This window comes from Stenotrophomonas sp. PvP093 (genome assembly GCF_017876915.1).
In the GTDB taxonomy this organism is placed as follows: domain Bacteria; phylum Pseudomonadota; class Gammaproteobacteria; order Xanthomonadales; family Xanthomonadaceae; genus Stenotrophomonas; species Stenotrophomonas muris.
The window spans coordinates 3363676-3383777 of the sequence record NZ_JAGIOX010000004.1; the positions used below are offsets into that span (position 1 = coordinate 3363676).

The 20102-nt window shown below is 61.1% G+C and carries 24 protein-coding genes; 1 reads left to right on the forward strand and 23 read right to left on the reverse strand.

Annotated features, from left to right (window positions below; all coding sequences use genetic code 11):
* Nucleotides 1-11 precede the first annotated feature (11 nt).
* The 9 genes from J3A72_RS18220 to J3A72_RS18255 form a co-directional block, all read right to left on the reverse strand.
* On the reverse strand, nucleotides 12-1748 hold the full coding sequence (locus tag J3A72_RS18220; RefSeq protein ID WP_245336380.1) for a type IV secretion system DNA-binding domain-containing protein: 1737 nt from the start codon (nucleotides 1746-1748) through the stop codon (nucleotides 12-14).
* A 151-nt stretch (nucleotides 1749-1899) separates the two neighbouring features.
* Nucleotides 1900-2919, reverse strand: coding sequence for an ankyrin repeat domain-containing protein (locus J3A72_RS18225; protein ID WP_209572068.1), 1020 nt, complete (start codon nucleotides 2917-2919; stop codon nucleotides 1900-1902).
* Nucleotides 2920-3114: 195 nt separating this feature from the next.
* Nucleotides 3115-3237: a hypothetical protein gene (locus tag J3A72_RS23195; RefSeq protein ID WP_255313069.1), complete on the reverse strand. Its 123-nt coding sequence runs from the start codon at nucleotides 3235-3237 to the stop codon at nucleotides 3115-3117.
* Between the two features lie 270 nt (nucleotides 3238-3507).
* Complete coding sequence (locus tag J3A72_RS18230; protein ID WP_049419277.1) at nucleotides 3508-4038, reverse strand: hypothetical protein; 531 nt, start codon at nucleotides 4036-4038, stop codon at nucleotides 3508-3510.
* 85 nt (nucleotides 4039-4123) lie between these two features.
* The gene (locus J3A72_RS18235; protein ID WP_209572070.1) at nucleotides 4124-7147 is read right to left on the reverse strand and encodes a TraM recognition domain-containing protein; all 3024 of its coding nucleotides are present in this window, start codon (nucleotides 7145-7147) and stop codon (nucleotides 4124-4126) included.
* Nucleotides 7148-7149: 2 nt separating this feature from the next.
* Nucleotides 7150-7641, reverse strand: coding sequence for a hypothetical protein (locus tag J3A72_RS18240; RefSeq protein WP_209572072.1), 492 nt, complete (start codon nucleotides 7639-7641; stop codon nucleotides 7150-7152).
* A gap of 64 nt (nucleotides 7642-7705) precedes the next feature.
* Entirely contained in the window at nucleotides 7706-8875 is a 1170-nt protein-coding gene (locus J3A72_RS18245; protein ID WP_209572074.1) for a hypothetical protein, read from the reverse strand.
* A 66-nt stretch (nucleotides 8876-8941) separates the two neighbouring features.
* Nucleotides 8942-9550 carry a hypothetical protein gene (locus J3A72_RS18250; RefSeq protein WP_209572076.1) on the reverse strand — a complete coding sequence of 203 codons (609 nt, stop codon included), beginning with the start codon at nucleotides 9548-9550 and terminating at the stop codon, nucleotides 8942-8944.
* Nucleotides 9551-9584: 34 nt separating this feature from the next.
* Nucleotides 9585-10010 (reverse strand): hypothetical protein, encoded by a 426-nt coding sequence (locus tag J3A72_RS18255; protein ID WP_209572078.1) that lies wholly within the window; start codon nucleotides 10008-10010, stop codon nucleotides 9585-9587.
* Nucleotides 10011-11003: 993 nt separating this feature from the next.
* Between J3A72_RS18255 and J3A72_RS18260 the strand changes: the two genes are divergently transcribed.
* Nucleotides 11004-12116: a hypothetical protein gene (locus tag J3A72_RS18260; protein ID WP_209572080.1), complete on the forward strand. Its 1113-nt coding sequence runs from the start codon at nucleotides 11004-11006 to the stop codon at nucleotides 12114-12116.
* Here J3A72_RS18260 and J3A72_RS18265 read toward each other — a convergent pair.
* From J3A72_RS18265 to J3A72_RS18330, 14 genes are all read right to left on the reverse strand, one after another.
* On the reverse strand, nucleotides 12086-12745 hold the full coding sequence (locus tag J3A72_RS18265) for a hypothetical protein (RefSeq protein WP_099605704.1): 660 nt from the start codon (nucleotides 12743-12745) through the stop codon (nucleotides 12086-12088). The two genes, J3A72_RS18260 and J3A72_RS18265, sit on opposite strands and share 31 nt — an antisense overlap.
* 179 nt (nucleotides 12746-12924) lie before the next feature.
* Entirely contained in the window at nucleotides 12925-13350 is a 426-nt protein-coding gene (locus J3A72_RS18270) for a hypothetical protein (protein ID WP_130519076.1), read from the reverse strand.
* Between the two features lie 58 nt (nucleotides 13351-13408).
* Nucleotides 13409-13786, reverse strand: coding sequence for a hypothetical protein (locus J3A72_RS18275; RefSeq protein ID WP_114618607.1), 378 nt, complete (start codon nucleotides 13784-13786; stop codon nucleotides 13409-13411).
* Between the two features lie 129 nt (nucleotides 13787-13915).
* Nucleotides 13916-15133 carry a hypothetical protein gene (locus J3A72_RS18280; RefSeq protein ID WP_235648847.1) on the reverse strand — a complete coding sequence of 406 codons (1218 nt, stop codon included), beginning with the start codon at nucleotides 15131-15133 and terminating at the stop codon, nucleotides 13916-13918.
* A 194-nt stretch (nucleotides 15134-15327) separates the two neighbouring features.
* Nucleotides 15328-15669: a hypothetical protein gene (locus J3A72_RS18285; protein WP_209572084.1), complete on the reverse strand. Its 342-nt coding sequence runs from the start codon at nucleotides 15667-15669 to the stop codon at nucleotides 15328-15330.
* A 162-nt stretch (nucleotides 15670-15831) separates the two neighbouring features.
* Nucleotides 15832-16251 (reverse strand): hypothetical protein, encoded by a 420-nt coding sequence (locus tag J3A72_RS18290; RefSeq protein ID WP_031421750.1) that lies wholly within the window; start codon nucleotides 16249-16251, stop codon nucleotides 15832-15834.
* 490 nt (nucleotides 16252-16741) lie between these two features.
* A complete protein-coding gene (locus J3A72_RS18295; protein ID WP_209572085.1) occupies nucleotides 16742-17101 on the reverse strand; it encodes a hypothetical protein in 360 nt (119 codons plus the stop codon).
* Entirely contained in the window at nucleotides 17091-17300 is a 210-nt protein-coding gene (locus tag J3A72_RS18300; protein ID WP_209572087.1) for a hypothetical protein, read from the reverse strand. Before J3A72_RS18300 ends, J3A72_RS18295 begins: the two co-directional genes overlap by 11 nt.
* A complete protein-coding gene (locus J3A72_RS18305; RefSeq protein ID WP_209572089.1) occupies nucleotides 17293-17505 on the reverse strand; it encodes a hypothetical protein in 213 nt (70 codons plus the stop codon). Before J3A72_RS18305 ends, J3A72_RS18300 begins: the two co-directional genes overlap by 8 nt.
* 56 nt (nucleotides 17506-17561) lie before the next feature.
* Nucleotides 17562-17732: a hypothetical protein gene (locus J3A72_RS18310; RefSeq protein ID WP_209572091.1), complete on the reverse strand. Its 171-nt coding sequence runs from the start codon at nucleotides 17730-17732 to the stop codon at nucleotides 17562-17564.
* Between the two features lie 286 nt (nucleotides 17733-18018).
* Nucleotides 18019-18453: a hypothetical protein gene (locus J3A72_RS18315; RefSeq protein ID WP_209572093.1), complete on the reverse strand. Its 435-nt coding sequence runs from the start codon at nucleotides 18451-18453 to the stop codon at nucleotides 18019-18021.
* A gap of 2 nt (nucleotides 18454-18455) precedes the next feature.
* Entirely contained in the window at nucleotides 18456-18833 is a 378-nt protein-coding gene (locus J3A72_RS18320; RefSeq protein WP_209572095.1) for a hypothetical protein, read from the reverse strand.
* Nucleotides 18834-18877: 44 nt separating this feature from the next.
* A complete protein-coding gene (locus tag J3A72_RS18325) occupies nucleotides 18878-19441 on the reverse strand; it encodes a hypothetical protein (protein WP_209572097.1) in 564 nt (187 codons plus the stop codon).
* Between the two features lie 11 nt (nucleotides 19442-19452).
* Nucleotides 19453-20040: a ParA family protein gene (locus J3A72_RS18330; RefSeq protein ID WP_209572099.1), complete on the reverse strand. Its 588-nt coding sequence runs from the start codon at nucleotides 20038-20040 to the stop codon at nucleotides 19453-19455.
* Nucleotides 20041-20102: the final 62 nt, after the last annotated feature.

Consider the following 20102-nt stretch of genomic DNA (forward strand, 5'->3'; position numbering starts at 1 on the left):
CCACAACCCCACTACTTGCGGAAGATGGCTTCCAGCTCGTCGTCTGAAACGGCGCGGAGCTTCGGCGGCGTGGCACCACGTTTTCGCAGCTCCGCGGCGGCCTGGTCGGCGGTCATCTTCAGCACGCGCTGGACCTCGGCTGCGCTCTGCGCGTCGCTCTCAGGCATGGGTTTCTGCTCCACCGGGCGAGCGCCCTCCTCTGTCCAACTCGCCCGTTCCTGCCCATCTCGAACCTTGGGATAGCTCACGCCTGGCCAGTTGAGCAGAAGCGGATCCCCGGTGGTCTGGACGATGGCTCGGATGCCCCAGCCCTCGGAGCCATAGGCGCTGCCATTGCGTGGGCCCAAGTCGTCAGTGAGCCGCCCCGGCGGAACAACGGCTTTCGACTCCTCGTGGACGGTTGCTTTTTCGTCGTGGGTCCGCCAAGCCACGGTGCGCTTGCCCAGGTTCCGGGAGACTTTTTCCCGGGTCTCGCCGATTTGGAGATGGCAAATAATGTGTGTGCCGACCAACCCTGAAAAGGCTTGCGCGGTCTTGTCCCCATAGACCCTCTCGACCTGTGACCAATCCTGCACGGCCATGCAGGCCACCACGCCTTTTGAGCGTCCCAAGGCCAGCAACGGCTCGATGTTGAGCTTGCCGGCGGAGGTGAGCTCATCGAAGAAGAACCCCAGGAATCGCCCGGTTTCGTCATCTGGCAGCGAGGGGCCGATGATCTCCGGCACCGCGCAGTTGATCATGGCGGAGATGTAGGCCTTGGTTAGCACCTCATCAGGACCTGATTGAACAATGACCTGCTTGCATCCCGTGTAGTCGTCCTTGATCCAGTCCAGCATGGAGAACATCTGCCCAGGCGTGCGCTCGGGCCATGCCAAGGCCAGGCGCTCGATAACCGCGGTGCCGTTGGCGAGCACGGCGATACAGCTGCTGGTGGTGTTCGAATCGGGATTGGAAATGAGAGCGGCGGCTCGGGGGTAGTAGAGCGACAGTGCTTTAGCCATCGGTTCAGCGGGGCGGGCAAGCAACGCGGCCAACTCTGCCCACCCCCAGTTCTTGCCCTTCGTGGCCTGGAGTTCGCGCACGCACCCTTCCAGCAAGGCTTGCGCCGCAGACGCCCAGAATGCGCCGCTGCCCTCCTCCGGGGGGATGATGGATTGGGAGAACGCGGCAGCCTGGGTTTGCGTCGCCACGTCACGGCCCACGTCCCAGATCCAGCTTCGCTTGTCGAACGGACAGACAATCGCTGGCCGTTCAAAGATCGAAGTGAAGTCGCCCTTGATGTCGTAGATGAATGCCTTTTTGTCGAGCCGAACAACCTGTTCCAGCAGGTGCTTCAAGATGACTGACTTGCCCATTCCCACGCTGCCGTAGATGAACATGTGACGGGCCAGCAGCTTCTTGCTGACGGTCCAGTCGGGGTGCAATGACAAGGCATGCAGCTCGCCCCGCTGCTCCTTCTTCGTCAGCGAGCGTCGGCGGGCCTCGGCCAGGGCTCGTTCCCCCTGCAGCAGTTCAGCGCCGGACACATGCCAGATGTTTGAGCGCGGGATTAACCCCCGACGCGTCACCCAAGCCGACGCCCACCCGGCCAAGCAAGCGGCGACGCCGACCCGTGCCAACGTGCCAAACGTGGCCTGCTCCTTGGCCACCTCCCAGAATGCGGCGGCAGGCTCTCGGAATGAGATCGTGCCGGTGGCAAGGTTGCCCAGCGCTGCCAGGCTGCCAGTGAGGGCCTGGTTGAAGTTCATGAGCGTGTGACTGCTGGGCACCTGCCAGCCCAACCAAAGCGCTGCTGGGAAGACCAGACCAGCCACACACGCCCCAGACAGCAGGGCCTGGGGCCAATAGCGGACGGCCCGACTTGGTTCGATGCTCGACGGGACCGTCCAGCTCCAGCAGTCATAAATCGTGGACTTGCTCACGTGCCTTCTCCCGGTGAGCGTCGCCCGGCTTGCGGCCGGCGTTGTCGAGCCGCCCAGGGTCCGCGCCTGCGGCCATGAGCTCCAAGCAGCATTGCGCGCGTTTGTGTTGGGCCGCCACATGTAGGGGAGTTTCCCCGCGGGGGTTGCCCAATGCTGGATCCGCGCCGGCCTCAATCAACCGACGAACGATGCCGGGGTGGCCGTGGCGCGCGGCGAGGTGTAGCGGCGTCTCGCCGTTGGCGTCGGGCACATTGGGCTCGGCCTGCATGCGCAAACAGGCCTCCACCCCCTCCAGGTTCCCGGTCGTTGCGTTCTCGCAAAGCCACGTCTGCCAAGGGGCTCCGTATAGCCCCAAGTGCGGGGCATGCGCATGGGCTGCTGCCAGCACCTGGCTACCATGCATGGTGTCCAGCGCTTCTCCATAGGTCGCCTTGACGTGGTCCGCCGCCAACCGGGCTTGGGCATCGGGGACCTCAAACCGCCGGAGCAGTTGGGCGATGTCCAGAGGCGGCTGAGACGGCACCGGCAGTTCAGGCAGGACTCGGAGGGCCTGGAGCCGTTTCGCTGCGGAACGATTCGACTGAACCTGGTCGATGGATTCCCTCAGCTCTCTCAACAGCCCCTCCCGCTGCTCGGCCGGGAGCAAGGCGTAAGCGGTGGCCAGGGGCTTGTGGCCCAGCACGCCGGCATGGATGGCTGCGTCGAGCGGGTGAGCGGACAGGTCCGGATCGACCTGAAGCAATGCGGCGTGGCCGCCCTGCCCCAGCTCCAGGGAAATGCGGTTGGAGAAACGGCTGGGGGTCAGCACCCAGTCAAAGCCCGCGTCGGTCTGGGTGTCCAACCCGAAAACCTGGGCCTCTCGGCAAAACCGCGTGGCCAGGTCCAACAGTTCCCGCGCATCGGCGCCCGCGGCGGCCTCGTGATGCTTCCCGTAGAACTGGGCCAGCGTCAGGGGGTGGAGGATGGGATGAAGCAACGGCTCGTGGGGACGATTCAAGAAATCGCCCCCACCTGGGTTGCCTGCTGGGTTGTCGTGTTGGGGTTCCATCCCCTTTGCATACCGTCTTTTTCGGTTTTGGCAATCAGCAAGCGATCTTGAGGATGAAAGCCGCGCCAACCAAAACACCGGTTTGTAGGAAAAGCGAAACGGTGTGCAGATCCATCTGCTCCAAATCCCCCCTCAACCAGGCCATCAAGCCAGCAACCCTGCCACGTTGGCGGCCACGTAGCTCACCACCGAAAACGAAAGCAAGGTGATCAGCAGGTTCCCCACGTTGTCCACGGCGAACTCGTAAGCATCGGCAAAAATATACATAAGGGCCTCCCCCGGTTGTGTTTGACTGATTACAGTCAACCACATCCCATAAAACTGGCAACCCTAAAAATCTCGATTGATCGACACTTTTGATGTTTAGTCAAACCTTTTTTTCTCTCTTCCCCAGATGATCAACCCCCACCCCGCTTCTTGCTTTGAGCCGCTTTTTCCGTTTGCTTTTATGGCTAGATCGATCCACTCACAAACAAGGGAACGTGCCCAACAAAAAGGGCCCCGAAGGGCCCTGGATGCGACACGGGGAATGGACCGTCATTGACGGTAGATGTTCTTCTGGACTTGGGCCTCGTGCTTGTCCCAGTCGAAGCCCGCCTCATAGCGCTTCATGAAGTCCGCTTCCTTCTTCGCGCTGGCGGCGTAGTGCGCGTAGCCCAACTTACCAGGCCCCATGGTTTGCTGCCGCTGGGCCGCAGTCAGCATGGGGATGTTTTCCCCCAAGGATTGCCCTCCGTCCTTCTGCTGGCGCTTCTGTCGCCATTCGTCCACGGTGCTGAACACCACTTGGGCGTGCTTGTCTTTGGGCGCGTCTTCAGCGCGCTGCTGCACCTGTGCGTGCAACCGCTCACGCGCGTCGGTGATCTCGTCGGGCTTGGCTTGCTTGGCCCAGTCCAACACGGCTTGTTGCTTCTCCTGGATATCGGCCTGGTCCTTCGCCAGCGACTGGTCGAAGGCTGCTTTCTTCTGCGGTTGGTGGTCGTTTGGACGCTCTCCGGCCAGCTTGGCTCGCCGTTTATCGCGAGCGCCCAGCAGGTCGTTCAAGGCATCGAGGTGGGCATTGCTCATAAAGTCCTCCTTCAAGGAAATGGGTGGTTAGGTCAGCATTGATCGATTTTGGGAAAGGGCAAGGGTTGCCTTGCCCTTTTTGGGCTCAGTCGTTGGGCATCATCTCGGCCAAGTCCGTGCGGCTCACGCCTGCCCGGCAGAGCGAGACAATCGCATTGCCGCGTGCAGCGGTCAGGGCCGGGTATTCCTCTTCCAGGAAGAGCGGCAGGACCTCCCGCTTGCCCCCTGTGGGCATGTCGATGTCCCGTGCCAGCTCCTCTTGGCCCACCGTGTCTTCAGCCCCGACGCGCCATTTGCGCCCCGTCGCCGGATCCACGCGAAGCGCGCTCAAGCGGCCTGCGCCCTGCATCAGCATTTGCTCGTAGGCCGCTGCGTAGGGGTGGTTCGGGTCGTTGAGAACGCTGTGGCGGAAGTTGGTCAAGCCACCCGAGAAATCGATGCCACGCGTCGGCTCCTTGAAGGTGGTCAACTGAGCCTTGCCCAGCCGCTTCATCAAGTAGTTGCGTGTGACAAACGAGTGGTTGAGCGCGATGACCGATTGCATGGTGTTGGCCAGCAAATCGGCTTCGTTCTCCGACCCGTAGGTGTTGATAAGGCTGTCGTGGCCCTGCACCGCGATCACCGGCATCAACCCCAGGCTTCGGGAGGTGCTGAAGAGCAGCACGTCGTCCGAAGTCAGCAGCAAATGCGCCTCGTCCATCATCAGCAGCACGTCGGTTTGGCCCGGCAGCATTTCGCGCCACTTGTCGCCGTGCGCCCCGCGTGCCCGAATGCCGTTCATGACACGCTGCTTGAGCAACCGCTGCATCATGTCGCCCGCTTCGCCGAACTGGGTGGGGGGCAGGAACAAGCCCACGAACTTCCCGTAAAGCGCCTGAGAGACGTCCACTTCCCCACGTTCGACGGAATGCCACGGGATGTCATCTGCCGTCCGGAGCTTTTCACCCCGAAGCAGTTTTTCGATGAGCCCCCGCGAGTTCAACGTGAAGGACTGGCGCTGCTCTTTATGCATTGCAGGAACGCCCAGCAATGCCCATTCCAGCGAGCTTTGCAGCTGGGACATGGGACGCAGCAAGTCGGGATGGACGGTCTCGGACCGGGTGGCCAAGCGGTTGTGGTAGTCCCGGGAGTAGGCGGCATAGGCCTCCCGCTCTTCGTCAGTGCTAGACGTATCCGGGCGCTCCAACCCCAACCAGTTCACCAACTCCAGCACGCGAGCGCTGGCAATCTCCCCGCCACGCGGCGTCGGCACCACCTGCTCAACCATCGCCAACAGCTTGGCATGGTGGAATGGGGTGTAGAACCAGTTCCGGGAAGCCTCCGCCACAATCGCGTAAGTGCCCATTTGCTCTTCCACGCGAGCCAGCGCCGCTTCCAGGTCTTCCAACCCCAAGCCACGCTTCTCCAACTCCTCCCGCTCCAGCAGCATCATCAACCGGGCGTGCTCCAACCCTTCCAGCTTGGCGATGCAGAAGTCTCGGTAGGCCTGCTCGTGCTCGCATGCGGCCTTCAGGATGATGCCGGTGTGGAAGAGGAACGCGTCGCCGCCGTCGCTCCAGAGCTTGGACTTCTCATCGACCTTGCCACCGGTCGCGCCGCGAAGGGCCTTGGTGATTTGGTCGGGCTCCAGGCCCTCGTAGGGGGCCACCGACATGCCTGCGCGCACGACGATATCAAACGCGTCCTTGCCCAAATCGGAGATGATCGCGCCGTCCTTCGCGTCGAGGATGAGTGCTCCACCCCCGCTGCGCTTCGCATCAAGAACGGTCTCGCCCGCGGCGCTCCCCTTCATTTCATTCCGCAGTCCTACGGCCAATGCGGACTCGCGATAGCGACGGGCCAACGGCCGCAGCACGCTGAAGGACTTGCCCGAACCGATGCGCCCGTAGACGATCAGGCCTTGGGTCAGGTCGCGCCAGGACAGCATCATCACCGTGCCCTTGTCCGGCGCAAAGCCATGGCCGCGGTCGTTCAGGTGACCAGACGCTCGACCCACCTTCAAAAGCGGGGTCTTGTCGCGCAACGCTTCGGCAGCCTGCTGCTCGCGGGCCTTCACGTGGGACTTGGACAGGGCACCCTGGGTCGCCAGGTTGTTATCCATGTTCTGCAGGTAGAGGCGAGCGGCCGTTTGAACGAAGTTGCCTTCCGTGAACTGCAAGGCATACATGGCCGCAATCACAAACGCCACGGCCACGCCCATCCCGTCCGGGAGAAGGGAGCCAATCCCAACAAGGGCCAAGATCACCACCATCCACTTCATCATCTGAATGAAGCGCTCGGCGGTTCCGCCCAGCACGCCCCGATGGGGATGCGAGGCCGCACTCAGGAAGGCCGCAAACAACAGCAGGCCAGGAATGGTCAAGATCAGAAGAACGATGCCCGCCATTTTGGCAAAGCCCGCAGCGACCGCCATCATCCCCGCTAACTTGCTCATAGGGTCAGCCGCTGTTTGCTGGACCTGCTCGATGCTGGCCGCGTCCACGTGGAGCGCGGACGACAACGCCGCCGAGGCGGTTGCAATCAGCACGGGCAGCACCATCAGGGCCAGGCCCTTGAAGGCTTCCTTCATCCCTTCCGCTTGCTTCAACGCAACAAAGTAAGGAATGGCAGCGAGCAGCACCACGTAACTAAAAGCGCCAATGAGCGAGCCCAAGAAGTATTGAACCGCACCGATCAGCGGGAAGGCCAGATACATCAGCGAGGTTGCAGTGCTGTCGCCGCCCAGCGCCATGTCGTCCCCCAGCACGAAGCCTTCGGCACGACGTCCTTCCTTGGTGATGATCATGCGGGCCTGGGTGTTGCGCAGATCCTCCGGAACCTTCGGCCACCACGGATGGAACTGGTCCAGATCCAGTTCTTCGGGCACAACCAGTGCCATCTCTTTCTCGTCGAAAACCGCGCCCGCTTGGACCGCCATATCTACATCCTCTGGGGGAACGTCCAGCACGCGGCTCTTCACGCGGTCGCTCACGTCAAAGCGCCCGACCAAGTTTTCGTAGCGGTCATTGCCGTCCAGAATGATTTGCTCCAGCGTGCTCGACGCTTGATCGTCCTTCTTGAACAGCTTGCGGCCAATACCGACCGTCCAATCCATCAGCGATAGCAACATGCTCAGTGCCTCCCGTTGTTGTTGTTGGTTTGAGATAGCGCCTCACACGCCACGATTTCCTGAGGCGTGATGGTGCCGCTCGTCCATTTCTTTTTGCACTCGTTCAACGACAACGAGGGCGCAAGTTGGATTGCCGCCGGCGAAGGGCGTGTTCCTTTCGCTTTGTTGACGACCAATGCCCCAAAGCAAAGGGCCACGCACGCGGCGGAGGTGACAAGGAAGCCGGCTTTGGACACATGTTTTTCGCTGGCGTGCCGAACCTGGCTGGCGCGCAGGGCGTCCATCCTCCAGGCATCAAAGTCCTCATCGTTTGCCACCGGCATCTTCCGGTCCGCCCGCAGGTAGTAATACGAGGTCAGGACGTTTTCCCTGCAATCGGAGAGCCCAAAGCTTTCTGGGTTACCAATGAAGAAGCGCCCATGCAGGTTGAGCCACTTCGATCCGAAGTGGAGCCTTCCGGGCTTTCGATACTGCGTAAACAACCACCCAAACATTTTTCCTCCCATCTTTCATGGATACACATTCTTTCTAGCAAGGCTTTCGATAAGCGCAAGCACTTCACCTGATCTTTTCTGCCCACGCATCGATATCGCTGTTGGCTTGGTCCTGCCAATCGTTTTTCGGCTCGGGTTTAGCAACAGGCTTGGGGGCCGGCTTGGGCTTTGCAGCCGGTTTCGAAACGGGCATCGGCTTTGACGCCGGGGCAGTTGCCGGGGTCTGGGCCTTAGGTGGCTCTGCCAGCACCGGGGCTTCCACAACCGGGGCAGCGACCGCGGCCTTCTCTTCCACCGGGGCAGTCACAGGCTTGGGCTCCTCGACCTGGGGCGGCGCGGATACAACCGGAGCAACTGGCACGGCGACGGGGGCCGGGGCAGTCACTGCTGCAGCCGGTTTGTCTTGGAGCGGAACGGTTTCGCTGGAGCGGTGAGTGATCCACCACGCCAACGCCCCACCCAGCACAAGGACGGCCACGCCCGACCCAGCCAGAAGTTGCCAACCCTTCTTGTTGCTGCCCTTCGCAGCCGCCTCACCGGACGGCTTGGCGGGGCTGGCCTTGGGGGCTTCCGGTTTCACCGGGGCCCGGGTCGCCGTCGCCTTGGGAGCCGCTGCCGGGGCTTGAGCCGGCTTGCTCGGAGCAGAGGCCGGAACAGACGGGACCACCCGCTCGACAGGTGCTGGAGCGGCAGGCGTTGCGTCCGCGGCTTCACTGACGGCAGACGCAGGAACACTGACCGGCTCCACGGCGACCGGCGCGGGGACGGCTTCAGGTTCTGGCGTCGGCTCGGGCTCGACCTCGGGAACCACTTCCTCAACAACCGGCTCGGGCGCATCGGGAGCGGAATCGGTTTGAACGGGCTCGGGCTCAACCACCCGCGGCTCGGGCTGGGCAGTCGCTTCTTGCTCGACCAACGCTTGGGCGCGCTCGGCCTCCAAGCGTGCGTTCTCGGCGGCTTCGGCTTCCTTGCGCGCCTTGGCCTCTTCCGCACGCCGGGCCAACGCTTCTTGCGCCTCTCGCCCCTTCTCAGCGGCCACCGAGGCCGCTTGCTTGGTTTTGTCTGCCAAGGCTTTGCCAAAACTTGCAGCCAGTCGGCCTGCGGTTTTCAAGTTTTCTTTCGTCGCATCGCTGACGAGCTTCTCCGCGTCCGTGGGCGCGGTGGTCTTGGCTTGTGCTGCTTTGGCGAGCAGCTCGCGCTGCTTGCGTTGTTTGATGAGTTCTTCGGGTGTCATGGTTCCTCCCAGGCGCTTGAAAAAGATTTGCGCCAGGGGGCTTTCGCCCCCCAGCTCTCGGTTGGCTTAGCGAACGTCGGGGATCGGCGAAACCGTGATGGCGTAATCGCCCCGGCCGCACTGGTCATCGACCGTGGCGTTCTGAAGCGCACCGCGCTTTGCCAGCTCAACGACCGGCACCTGGCACACGGCGGTGTCCGCACCGCTGAAGCTGACCGTCAGCTTTTCTTTGCTGGCCTTCAGCAACGCGGCCAGCTTGTCCAGCGTGGCAGCGGTCTTGGCGCTGACCGGTTGCATGTCAGCGGCCGGGTAACGGATGACCAGCTTGTCCAGGGCTTCGGCCTGGCCGTCCTTGGTTTCGACGGTCTTGGTATGCACCTGAGCATCCAGGCCAGCTGCCTTGGCTTCGGCTTCCAGTTCGCGGAACTCCTTGAGCTGGGCTTGATAGGACGCAATGCCTCCGACAATCGCCCCAGCCGCGCACGCGGCCGCGGCTTTGTCCTTCTTGCCGGTGAGCAGAGCCAGGCCAGCACCGGCGGCGCAGCCAATCCCGCCCGCCTTGAACAGGCGCAGCTTGTTGGTCTTTTGGGGTTCGGGCTGGGTGCTGTCCTGGGCAAACGAAAGCCCCGGAGCCAGCAACGCGGCGATGGTGAGAGTGAGGATGAAACGCTTCATGGGTATGCCTCCTTATGAGGTAGTTGGGAAAGGGTTAGAGTTTTGGAGGCAGGAACGCCGAGGTAGCAGCAGAAGCTCGACTGGGTTCGGCAGCCGGTTGCTTGGAGAGGGTTTCGGCGTCGGGTTCTTGCTGCGCCAGGAACTGGGAAAACGCTTGAAGGGTTTTCACCACCAGGTCCTCATTGGCCTGAAGCGCCGCGCTCTGCTCTGCTCGCAAGTCCGCCAGCGCGCTTTCTAGGGCAAGGGCATTCCGCGTTTCGGATTCGCGCACCACGGCCCGGATGTCGTCCAGGGCGTCGCGGGTGTCCAACCCCTGCACCACGCCCCGGTTCTTTTCCAAGACCGCCAGGCGCAAATACTTGTTGAGCGAAATACCCTGTTCTTTCGCGCAATACCTCGCGCTCTCCAGCTCGTCGCTGGCGATGCTGAAAGATTTGGTTGGAAGCGACGGACGACCCACTTAACCCCCTGCAAAGAAAAATCCATACCCATGGATTAGCAGGAGTTTTTGGAAGCGCAAGTGGGCTAAGCCGATTTTCTTCTGTTTTGCTGGGGTGCCGGCCATTTTTCAGCCGAACGGTTGGCCAGGTTGTTAGCCAAGGTTAAAAGCAAGGCGCAGCAAGGCTTGGGCGGGTGGAAACGCGCAGCGTTTCTAGCCAAGCCGGAACCCATCGGAGGTGCGACTTGTGTATGGCCTACTCACTTCACCCTTCGGACAACCCTGAACGGTGAATGGGCAGCCAACCTCTTTCCCCGTAGTCCTCCCCAAGTTTTCGCTCCCCTGCTCTTGCCCTTCCGCTTTTCCCCGGTAGAAGTTAAGGAAAGCCCCAATCCTCAACCCAACCGGAGACCCCTATGCCCCTCGCCCCCGCCACGCCCCGCCGCTCAAAAAAGTTTTCACCAGCCCCCGCAGCCTCCCTCCCCACCCACCCAGCTCCCCACCTCCCCACCGACGCCGCACCCCCAGTCTCAGAAATCCGGGACCGCCGTTTTCCCCACGCCCCAGCCCTGTTCCAGTTCGTTTTAGTCAAGCGGACGCCAGCATGGGATCCCGTGAGTGGTTGGGTTCAGTCACGCTGCTCGGGTGTTCGGAAAGCCCTGTCTCCATCCGTTTTAGTCAACTCTGCTTGGGGGTTTGGATGGTCGAGTGCGGGGGTTCTCGCGCTCGGTTCGCATGCCCTGGAAACACTGACCCCATCCGTTTTAGTCAAGCGCTCTGACCTTGCTCTCGTTCGCTGTCCCCCGGCCTTCGATCAGCGGCTGGGGGTCCAGTGCTGGGCTGGGAATAGATCGGGCAAGCAGGTTATGGGTTTTGGATCGGCGGTAGCTGGGGAGGATCGACAGGCTCGGCAAAGCGTTTTAGTCAAATCTTTTTCAGGCTCCTGCAACGCCCCACTGCCCCCGTTCCGCGATCCGGTTGCTGGGCCTGCGTTGAACGGCTGGGGGGTGTTCCGTGCTTGAGCTGACCCCCTTCTTGGACGCCATCGCCCGAGCCGATGCCCCGCTGGAAGGCAAGGCCAACGGGTGGCAACGCAAGGCTGTTTTGGCCGAGTTCGGCAACGCCTGCGCCTTCTGCTCCGCTCCGCTGGACCTGTCCTCTCCCAAGTCATGGACGGCTACGTCACTGGTGCCCGCTCAACTGGGCGGCCCCGCTGGCGTTGTCGAAAACTGGGTGCCTGCCTGCCGTCCCTGCGCTGCTGCCAAGGGCCTACGCGATGTCGTGAGCTGGTCGGACTGGCAAGCGTCGGCGGACCCTGACCGGGTGGCCTTGCTGCTCGAGCGTCGGCGCTCTGCGTTGCTCTACGCGGAGACCCATTTCACCCCGTTGAGCCGTCACTCGAAGCGTGAGCGGCTGCTAGCACACCTGTCCGCCCGTTTCGACAAGCCCCGTTTCAGGGTCTATGGGTGGTCAGGCGTGGTGGATGCGGAGCGCGTCGGCTTGGTGGGCTGGAGCACCCGGTCAGGCGATGCCTTGGCACTGAGCGAGGCCCTGCTGGCGTTACGAATGAGGGACGGGGCGGAAGTATTGACTGAGGGCCAGGTGACCCTTCTACGGCTTCCGGTGGACGCGCTCCTGCCAGCCGTGTGGGCGCTCATCGAGGCCCATGGGATCGTCGTGCCGTTGGATGTGCCAAGCGATGGGCCGCTCAATGCAGATGACTGGCGGGAATGCTGGCGACACCGAGTCATGGACCCGGTCAGAAACCACAAGCGGGTTCCGATGACCAGCAGCCAGGCGCTGCCTCATGCTCCCCGTGTGCTGTCCACGAACCCAGATTCCGTTCGTCGCCTGGCCCAGTTGCAGGCTGCGAAACGGGCGGACAGGTTGGAAGAAGCCGAGTTGCGGTATCGAGAAGCGATGGCCCGGAAGGCCAAATATCTGGAGCGGGTGAGGCGTGGCCTGGAGGCCCCGATGCCGTTAGACGAATACCGGGCGTGGGCCGATGAGGTGCGGGCGCTTGGGGTGACATGGGCTCGGATGGTCACCCAGAGCCGACAGGACCTGAATCGCCCGCCGGCCCACACCGATGCCCCTTACTCTGGTCGCTCAATGACAAGGACATAGGTTCCATCCTCGCCATCGAGGTCGCTGTCGGGCGATTCCGGAATCTCATTACGTGCGTAGAAGGCAGCGAGCTTCGCGGTGAGGCTGTCCACGTCCCCCCCGCCACGGACCTTCTTGCCGACATTGCAATACATCAACCGTTCGAAGAACAGCCCCCAGCGCATGCTGTCATCTAGCTTCTTGTATGGCGTTTTCACCTTCTTGCTGCCGTTGTCATACCACGCGTTGGTGTTCAGTTTTGCCGGATCAGGCCGCCAGAACAGGCAATGATGGAGCGCCTCGGACCGCAGATCACGATTGATAAACGTAGGCAAGCAATAAAAGATCTCTGGCGTGGAGCTCACCAACGCGAGCTGGCCTGCCGGCTGATCAAAGGTCCACTTCAGGCGATCTTTTCCGACTGCCCCGCTGGTAGCAAGCTTGGCTCGCTTGAACTGCAACCCAACGATCTTCGAGCCAACTGAGAGCTTCTCATCTGCTGGCCAGACCTTCTCTTGGGAAGATCCGATTGCCCAGATGGCATATCGAAGCCCCACGTTCTTCAGATAGGCCTCAATGCCAGCGACAATCCACGCCTCATATTCCCGCTCGAGCGGCGATGCATACTTAACACCCAGAATCTGCTTCATGTCCGTCCTTGGCTTGGTGATTCCGAACTAATACACCAACAAAGGGGCGTTGCGCCACCCCCGCCAAGACCTATTCTCGGTGGACAGGGAGATAAACCACGTCTCGCCGCATGCCTTTTCAACCAGGTCCGGGTTCCAGCCCTATTGGCGAAAGGCCAACCAGGCGACGCCGGCTCAAACTAGTCGCAGCTCGCCACTTCGATGGTCTCATACGGGCTGCCATCCACGAATCGATACAAGTAGCGAACACGCCCGCCCAAGGCCACGAACGCACGTCCCTCTGGGCCTTGAGCGCAGACCCCACCCTTCGCCGCGTTGCGCATCATCGCCCTGGCTTCGGCATCCGATTTTCCGGACTGAGCCAGAACCTGATTCATCTGTTCACGGGTATACGAGAAGCTGGCGGTGTAGGTGATCGTGTTGCCGCCGGCGACCACGGTCTGCATCGTCAAGTTTTGGTTGATACGCATGGGCAGCGAAGGCGCAACCGCATCAGCCATCTCACGGGCGAGCTGGGCCGCTGTGGGCGCAGCATAGGCATTGACCGTTGCACCGATACACGTGACCACCATCACCACCACTCCAGCAAACTTCCTTTTCTTCACGATGACTCTTCCCTATTACGTCATGGAACGCTCAGCGAATCGGGGACAGAAGCGCCCACTACCGTGCGTTGCGAATCTTTTCCATCTTCCCTGCGAGTCGCATGAGAGAGTCATAGGCCTCCAAGTGAGAGCCATACCCGATCATCAGCTTTTCAAGATCAAACGGGCTAGTGAGCCGGAGGAGCGCTAGCTGCTCGGCATCCTCGATAGCGACCCTCGGCTTAGCTCTCAGAGACGCTTGCGCACGATTCAATGCATGCCACTGCTCACGCAGCTCCTCGGACTTCCTCTGCTCCCCGCGGGCGGCCAGCAAATCTGCCTGGGCGAACAGCGCCCCGGCCACCACCTGGAGAACCCGCTTGTCTTTGCTTGATCGATGGACGAAGAACACGATCGTTCCGACGACCAGAATCGCTAAAGGCAGATACCCTTCCATGGTCACACACTCATCTCCAAGAACAACTTCCATTGTCGCAGGCGAGTCATCCGTGAACAATCCGCTATTCGAGACACGGGGTGCGTCCCGGCAGGCTCACGTCAATGACGCCCATGCACATGCCCCACCTCACGGATCCACCTCCGCCCGGGAAGCGTGAACCTCTCTCATAAGTGAGGGATCGGAGTCTCTCCTGACGCCTCTTTCGACGTAGAAGCCTGGAGATTGATGCTCTATGGAACCGTCCGCCAAGCATTCTTCCACTCGACCGAGCAACTTAAGCTGCTCATCGTGCTCATCAGAACCGCAGTCGCAATCGTCTTCGTGCACCTCCCTGAGCCAAATCCCATCTGCTTGGACGCGGAAATGCCATCCTTGAAAGACCCCAATATCTCGAATCTGGAGTCCTGGGTGCTCTACTCCAATCTCGGACACGGCGATTAGATTGTCCGGGCGTTTTTGAACAATCACTCCTTTTACATACCGTCCACGTCCGCCAAAGTAGACAAGTCCATCTACCTCTACCACGAGGCCATCACACGCCTCCAGAATCCGCGTAAGACGCGGGAGGGACGAGGGCTTCGAACTGGTCCCGTAATAGACGCCGGCACTGCATAGGAAATGGGTTAGACGTTCCGGGTCGGCCGGATCGCGAAGGTCGCCGAGCCAAAACGGTCGATACATCGCTGCTGTAGGTGGCATGTGCTTTCGGACATGCAGTTTGTATTCCGGCAGAGGAAGCGACCTTTTGAAAAACGGTATCGAATCATCCTCTGGGCCCACGCGGACCCAGGGCATCTCAAGCAAATCAGAGAATACCGGATCAACTTCGGGCTCGGGGAAAAGGTCTTCTGTCGAAAGGCCGTTCGCATAGCTCAACAAGACCGCCACCGGAACGACCAGATGTGCAAGCAAAACGGCCTCTGGCAAACCCGACGGCTCCAAGTGACCCACCATATAGGCATCCTGGCACACGTATCGAGGACGTCCCTCCTTGGTCGCGATCTCTGAAAGATGCACGTAGCCGATGCCCGCAGACCTGCACGCCTTCTTGCTGATCAGATACACGTGACCATCCCCCTCGGCAGGGATAAACTCGGCCAGGTCTGAGATCAACACCACTGGATCTTCGTGACAATCCTCAACCATTTCACCATGTGGACGAGACACGAACTCATGGCTCGCGAACCATGCGGCGACCCGTGCATCGCCCGTTGCGTCCAAGAAGAATGACCTCCAACCGTAGTGCTGCAGAATCGCCTGGTCAGTAGCAAGGTCTTTTCTGTCTTCCCAACCCTGAACATGTCGCCGCAGCATTCGTTTGGCATAGTGGCTCCACCTGATCATCAGATCCGGAACACAAGGGGACCGAGAGAATGACGTCACGACCGATGTGGAGCCGCCTGTAGGCGGCCAATGCTTACACTGTCCCCGATACATTGCGTCCGGCCCAGCTTCGGCAATAGCGGCCTCTAGCGCCTCAACGGTCTCACATCGAAATGTTTTAACCATGCCTTCGATCCTTGGGCTACTGTGCTGATCTAAAGTCTACCTTGCTGAACGCCACCCTCAGCAAGATTGCCGAACCACCCTGCATAGGGAGAGTTCTTCACCAAGTGTCGGTTCCAATCCCTCTCCCCATCGGTCCACCACACCGGGCCACGTTCGCCCAAGCCCGTTTTCGCGCTGTCCACGGCGCGCCGGGCGGCGGCGAGTGCTTCCCCATCCTGGTTGGCTTTTGCTGACTTCACGGCACGCCGCGCGTCCATCAGATCGTGGACCAGGCGCGCCCTCTCCGGCTCACTGAGGCCCGGGTTGGTGGTTCGCCAGAGGCGCCCTCGAACGATGAGGTAACGGCCGTCTGGGGTGGTAGGTGGAGTCATGGGGAAGAGTGTATGGGGCCAGCGGTGACGGGGGAGCAGACAAAAGAAAGGCGGCACCCTGGCCGCTCTTGCTTCTATGCCTCCCTAGCCCCCGCCCAACAAAAAGCCCCGGCTTACCGGGGCTCTTCTTAAGCTTCGTGGGCTTGGCTTCGTAGTGTGCCGTCAAAAGCGCACCGGCTGGCGGGCTGCGGCGTTTGCGGCAGGCAAAGCGATATCGAGGCCGATAGCGCGAGTCATGGGCTTGAACGATTCCACCGCATCTTCTGCTTCGTCCTCTGTCGCGAAGAGCACGTTGCCCTTCAGATTGTCACCGACCTCTTCACGCAGAGCAGCCAAGGTTTGGCCGAAGCGGGAGCGAGGTCCCTGATTCCTGGCGTCCACCCTCCAGCGCTCAATCACTTCGAAGCTCTTTTCGTGGCGATGGCCGTTCTTATTCAACTCTTCCATCACTTGATCGAATGAAGTCAAGTCAAAACGAATCGCAGAAAGCATAACAGGATGCCCATACTTCCCGCCGCTGGAAGCAGCTTGGGTGATAGCGATAACTTGGCTTCCGTCGGTCGCAAGAGTGTGAATCTTCATAAATATCCTTGTTTGTTTTCAGGTCAGCGGTATTGCCTCCCTACAAATCCAGGTTACGACAGGGCGTAAAAATGTAAACCCAAAAACAACACATTTATTTGGCTAAAGTGCAGAACTGACGGGCAACCGCAGAAAACACAAAACCCTGAAACACCTCACGTTTTCAGCCAAGCACCGGGCCCGGCGGAAGCCGAGGCCCCACCTGCCTTTTCTCCACCACGCTTTTGCTTTGAGCCGCATTTGCCGTTGCCTTCTCTCTCCTAGAGCTCAAAAGAACGCGGCCCGGGGCCGCGCCTGAAAAGCCCCCTCCGGGGAGGTTAGGACATGGGCCGGGGCTTCCGCCCCAGCCACCGCTCAACTCTCCCACACCCCAAAAACCCAGCCACCACCCAAAGGGGCACCTACCCCTTCCCCCCCCGCTTGCCGAACCCCAGGCATAAAAAAGGCGACCCTCAGGCCGCCGTTTCCCTTCCCCCGTTTGTTCCCCGTTTCACCGGCTCTGCTCCAGGCACCGGTCCACCAACTGCCTCATCGCCTCGCCCAGCGAGATCCCGGCCACCCGGGCATCCTCCACTAGGCGCTTGGCCACCTCTTCGGTCACCTTTGGGTCCGGCAGAATCGCGCCGTAGCGCCTCCCATCCGGCCCATGCTGGGCACGGGCTCGGGGGCCGAACGGCTGTCGGATGTCAGCATGAGCGGCCACCAGGGCAGCCAGGGCAGCGGTAGGCGTGAGGCCTTGTTGGCGAGCCAGAGCGCGGAACTGGGCGGCCTTGTCCGGGGCAATGCGAACCGTGGGCAACCGGCGCGGGGCCGGCTGCTTGGGTTGGATGGCGTAGGGGTTACCCGCCATAGGGTGTCTCCGGAAATAGGTTGTTCTTCCGCCTTTCCAAATCTTCTTTGTAGAGCTTGAGAAGCTCGCGGAAGTCCAAGACATGCGCATCGCGTTCAATCAGAACGTTGCATGCATCGATGTAGATCAGTTGTTTCTGCGGTCCAGACAACCGGCGCGTAACCGGTTGTTTGGGTTGGATGGCGTAGGACTTAGGCATCCTCGCCCTCCTCCTCGCCCTCTTGTCCGTAGACCCAGACAAAACGGGCTTCATCCACGATGCGCATGTTGCGCCAGCCCAGGTTCTGCTCCAGATCTTCCATGCCAGCCTCGGCTTCGGCGAGCGTCGAGTATTCCGCGTTGTCGATGGGCTCCCAGTTTCCGTTGGAGTAGTTGGCCTGGATGATGAAAGTGTTGTTTTGCATGGTGGTCACCTTTTTTGGTTTTCAGGTCAGCGGCATTGCCTCCCTATGAATCCAGGTTACGACAGGGCCGAAAAATGTAAACCGCAAAACCCAACCTTTTTCTGACTAAAGTTAAAATCTGACGGGCCAAAAGCAGATTTTAAAAAACTTTGCAGCACCTCACATTTTCGCGCCAAGCCCAGGGCACGGCGGAAGCCGATGCCGCCTTTCCCTGCCTTTTCTTCCACGACTCGGCGGCAGCGCCGACGGCTCTTGCCCTGGCCGCTTTTGACTTTCTTTTTTGCTTCAAGGGCTCGAAAAGAACACGGCGATGCCGCGCCTGATAAGCCCCCTCCGGGAATGTGGAAGGCATGAGCCAGGGCTTCCGCCCCAGCCACCGCTCAACTTTCCCACCCCACGCCTAGCTCATCCGCACCAAAGGGGCACCTGCCCCTTTTGCCATCCGTCCAGCCAAATCCCAGGCACAAAAAAGGCGGCCTCGGGCCGCCCATAGAACTCGCGTTCGTTGTGGTTTCAGCTCGTTGGCACCAACGGATGCCCCAGGCGCATGTGCGCTGGTCCCAGCCGCTGGATGCCTTCGAACCGCAGCCAGTAGTCCTGCTTTTCCCAGAGCCAGGCCTCCTGCACTTCATAAAGTCGGTTGTAGAGCACCCAGATAAGCCTATCCCACTCATAGTTGGTGGGCTTGGGCACCCAGGTCACCGCACTCCCTTTCTTCCCATTGGGACGGTTCCCCTTCACTTGGTAACGCAGGCCTTGGTAGAGGAAGTCGTAGCCCCGCTGGACCGCCGTTGCGGCCCGCATGCTGACGGAGTAGTCGGCCAGCGGGCAGCCCAGGAGAACGGCCGCGTCGTGCTCAGATAAGGCCGACGTGATCGAGGGGGCATTGCCGAACGCTTTCTCCCAGGCCAGGGCGGTCTCAACCAGCTGTTGGCGAAGGTCTTCCACTGCTAGCGGGCCGCTCTCGTCTTTTCCACCTTGCCCGCCAATCGCATGAGCGAGTCGTAGGCCTCATGTTGAGAACCGTATCGGGCCATGAGGTGCTCCAGGTGACGGGGGTCAGTCAGGGAAAGTAGCGCCTGACGCTCCGACTCTTCGATAGCTATGCGTGGGCGGGCGGCGACCGTGGCCTGGGCCCGAAGCAACGCATGCCACTGCTTCCGGAGTTCGTCGGCCTCGCGCTGGTGCCCTTCAGCCTCCCGCAGCTTGACCTCGGTAATCAATGCGCCAGCAACGGTTTGCAGGACCTTCTTGTCCTTGTTCGCCCTGTGGACGAAAAACACCACTACACCCAGGGCGATGAGAACAACGGGGAAAATGCCTTCCATGGGGCTTGATCTCGTCTTTAGCTGTTGAATGGGATTGGGGCGCTTCAGCGCTTCTTGCGGGCCTGGCCCACAATCGCCTTCCTCACCTGCCGGCGCACCGGATCCAGGTCGTCGGTCGCCGTGGTCACGACTAGGCGGCGCTTGGTTCTTTTGAGCTCCTGGCAGGCCCAAGACGCCAGCGCGATGATGGCTGTCGTGACGATGGGCTGCTCTTCCCCGGTGACGTCCTGAATCTGCTCCCGGAGCTTGGGCGGCACGGTGACCATCGTTCGCTCCACACGCGCCCCGTTCTCGTCGCGGTAGTCAAACATGGTGGAGTCGCGTCCCACCTCCAGATGAACCCTCTGGCCGTCCCGGATGTAGGGCCGCTCCTCGGAGTAGTCGAAATAGGTTCTCCGCCCAGGCGCGTCCCCTGCAGCCACCATCAGCTCTGCCAGCTCTTCTTCGGAGAACTGGTCCAAGTCGATGAGCGGCGCATACGTGCGTTCCGGCTTGGCGTGGACCACTTTCGCAGCCTTGGACAGGTCTTTGCGGGCCGGTGCCTTCTTGGCAACGGCGTTCTTGGCGGGGGTCTTCTTGGCAGCCATGAGATCCGGCAGGGGCAGCATTGGGAGCTCCATCATGCATGCCCCCGGCCCGGGTTGGCCAATCTTTTTTGGATAGCCTGACCCACCCGCAGAATGTCCTCTCGCGCCTTGTCCACGCCAGTGCCGCGCATGGAGAACACGGTCTCGCCAAGCTCGTAGTAGCTCGCCAACGCCGCCCGCTCGGGAATGACGATGGCGCCTGCCAGGCTGGGATCTTCCAGCCGGCGGCGGTGCTCCGCCCGCTTGAGGTTGACCCGATTGGCGACCGGCAGGAAGGGCTTGCCCTGACGTCGCAGCGTGTCGATGGTCCGCAGGTAGACGACGTAACTGCCCCCGTCGAGCAGCGTTGGGACGATGTAGAGGTCCGCGTCCGGCAGCTGGTCTTTCACTGGGGCGCTGGGCGGCAGGTCTTGAATCTCCAGGTCGAAGCCTGGGGATGAGGCACGGCTCACGGTGAACGGCGTTTCCCCGTCGCTCATCGCTGACCACGCCACGGAACCGCATTGCGGGTCGCGGTCGTTGACGAGCACGCGGGATTGGCCGGCAAACGCGGCGGCGAGGTTGAGCGAAAGCGTGGTGCGTCCCACACCTCCCTTGAAACAGCAGACGACTAAACGCATGGCTTGAAATCCTTTTTGTGGGTAGGTCATGCAACACACTACAATGCAAACCTAATCCCGCA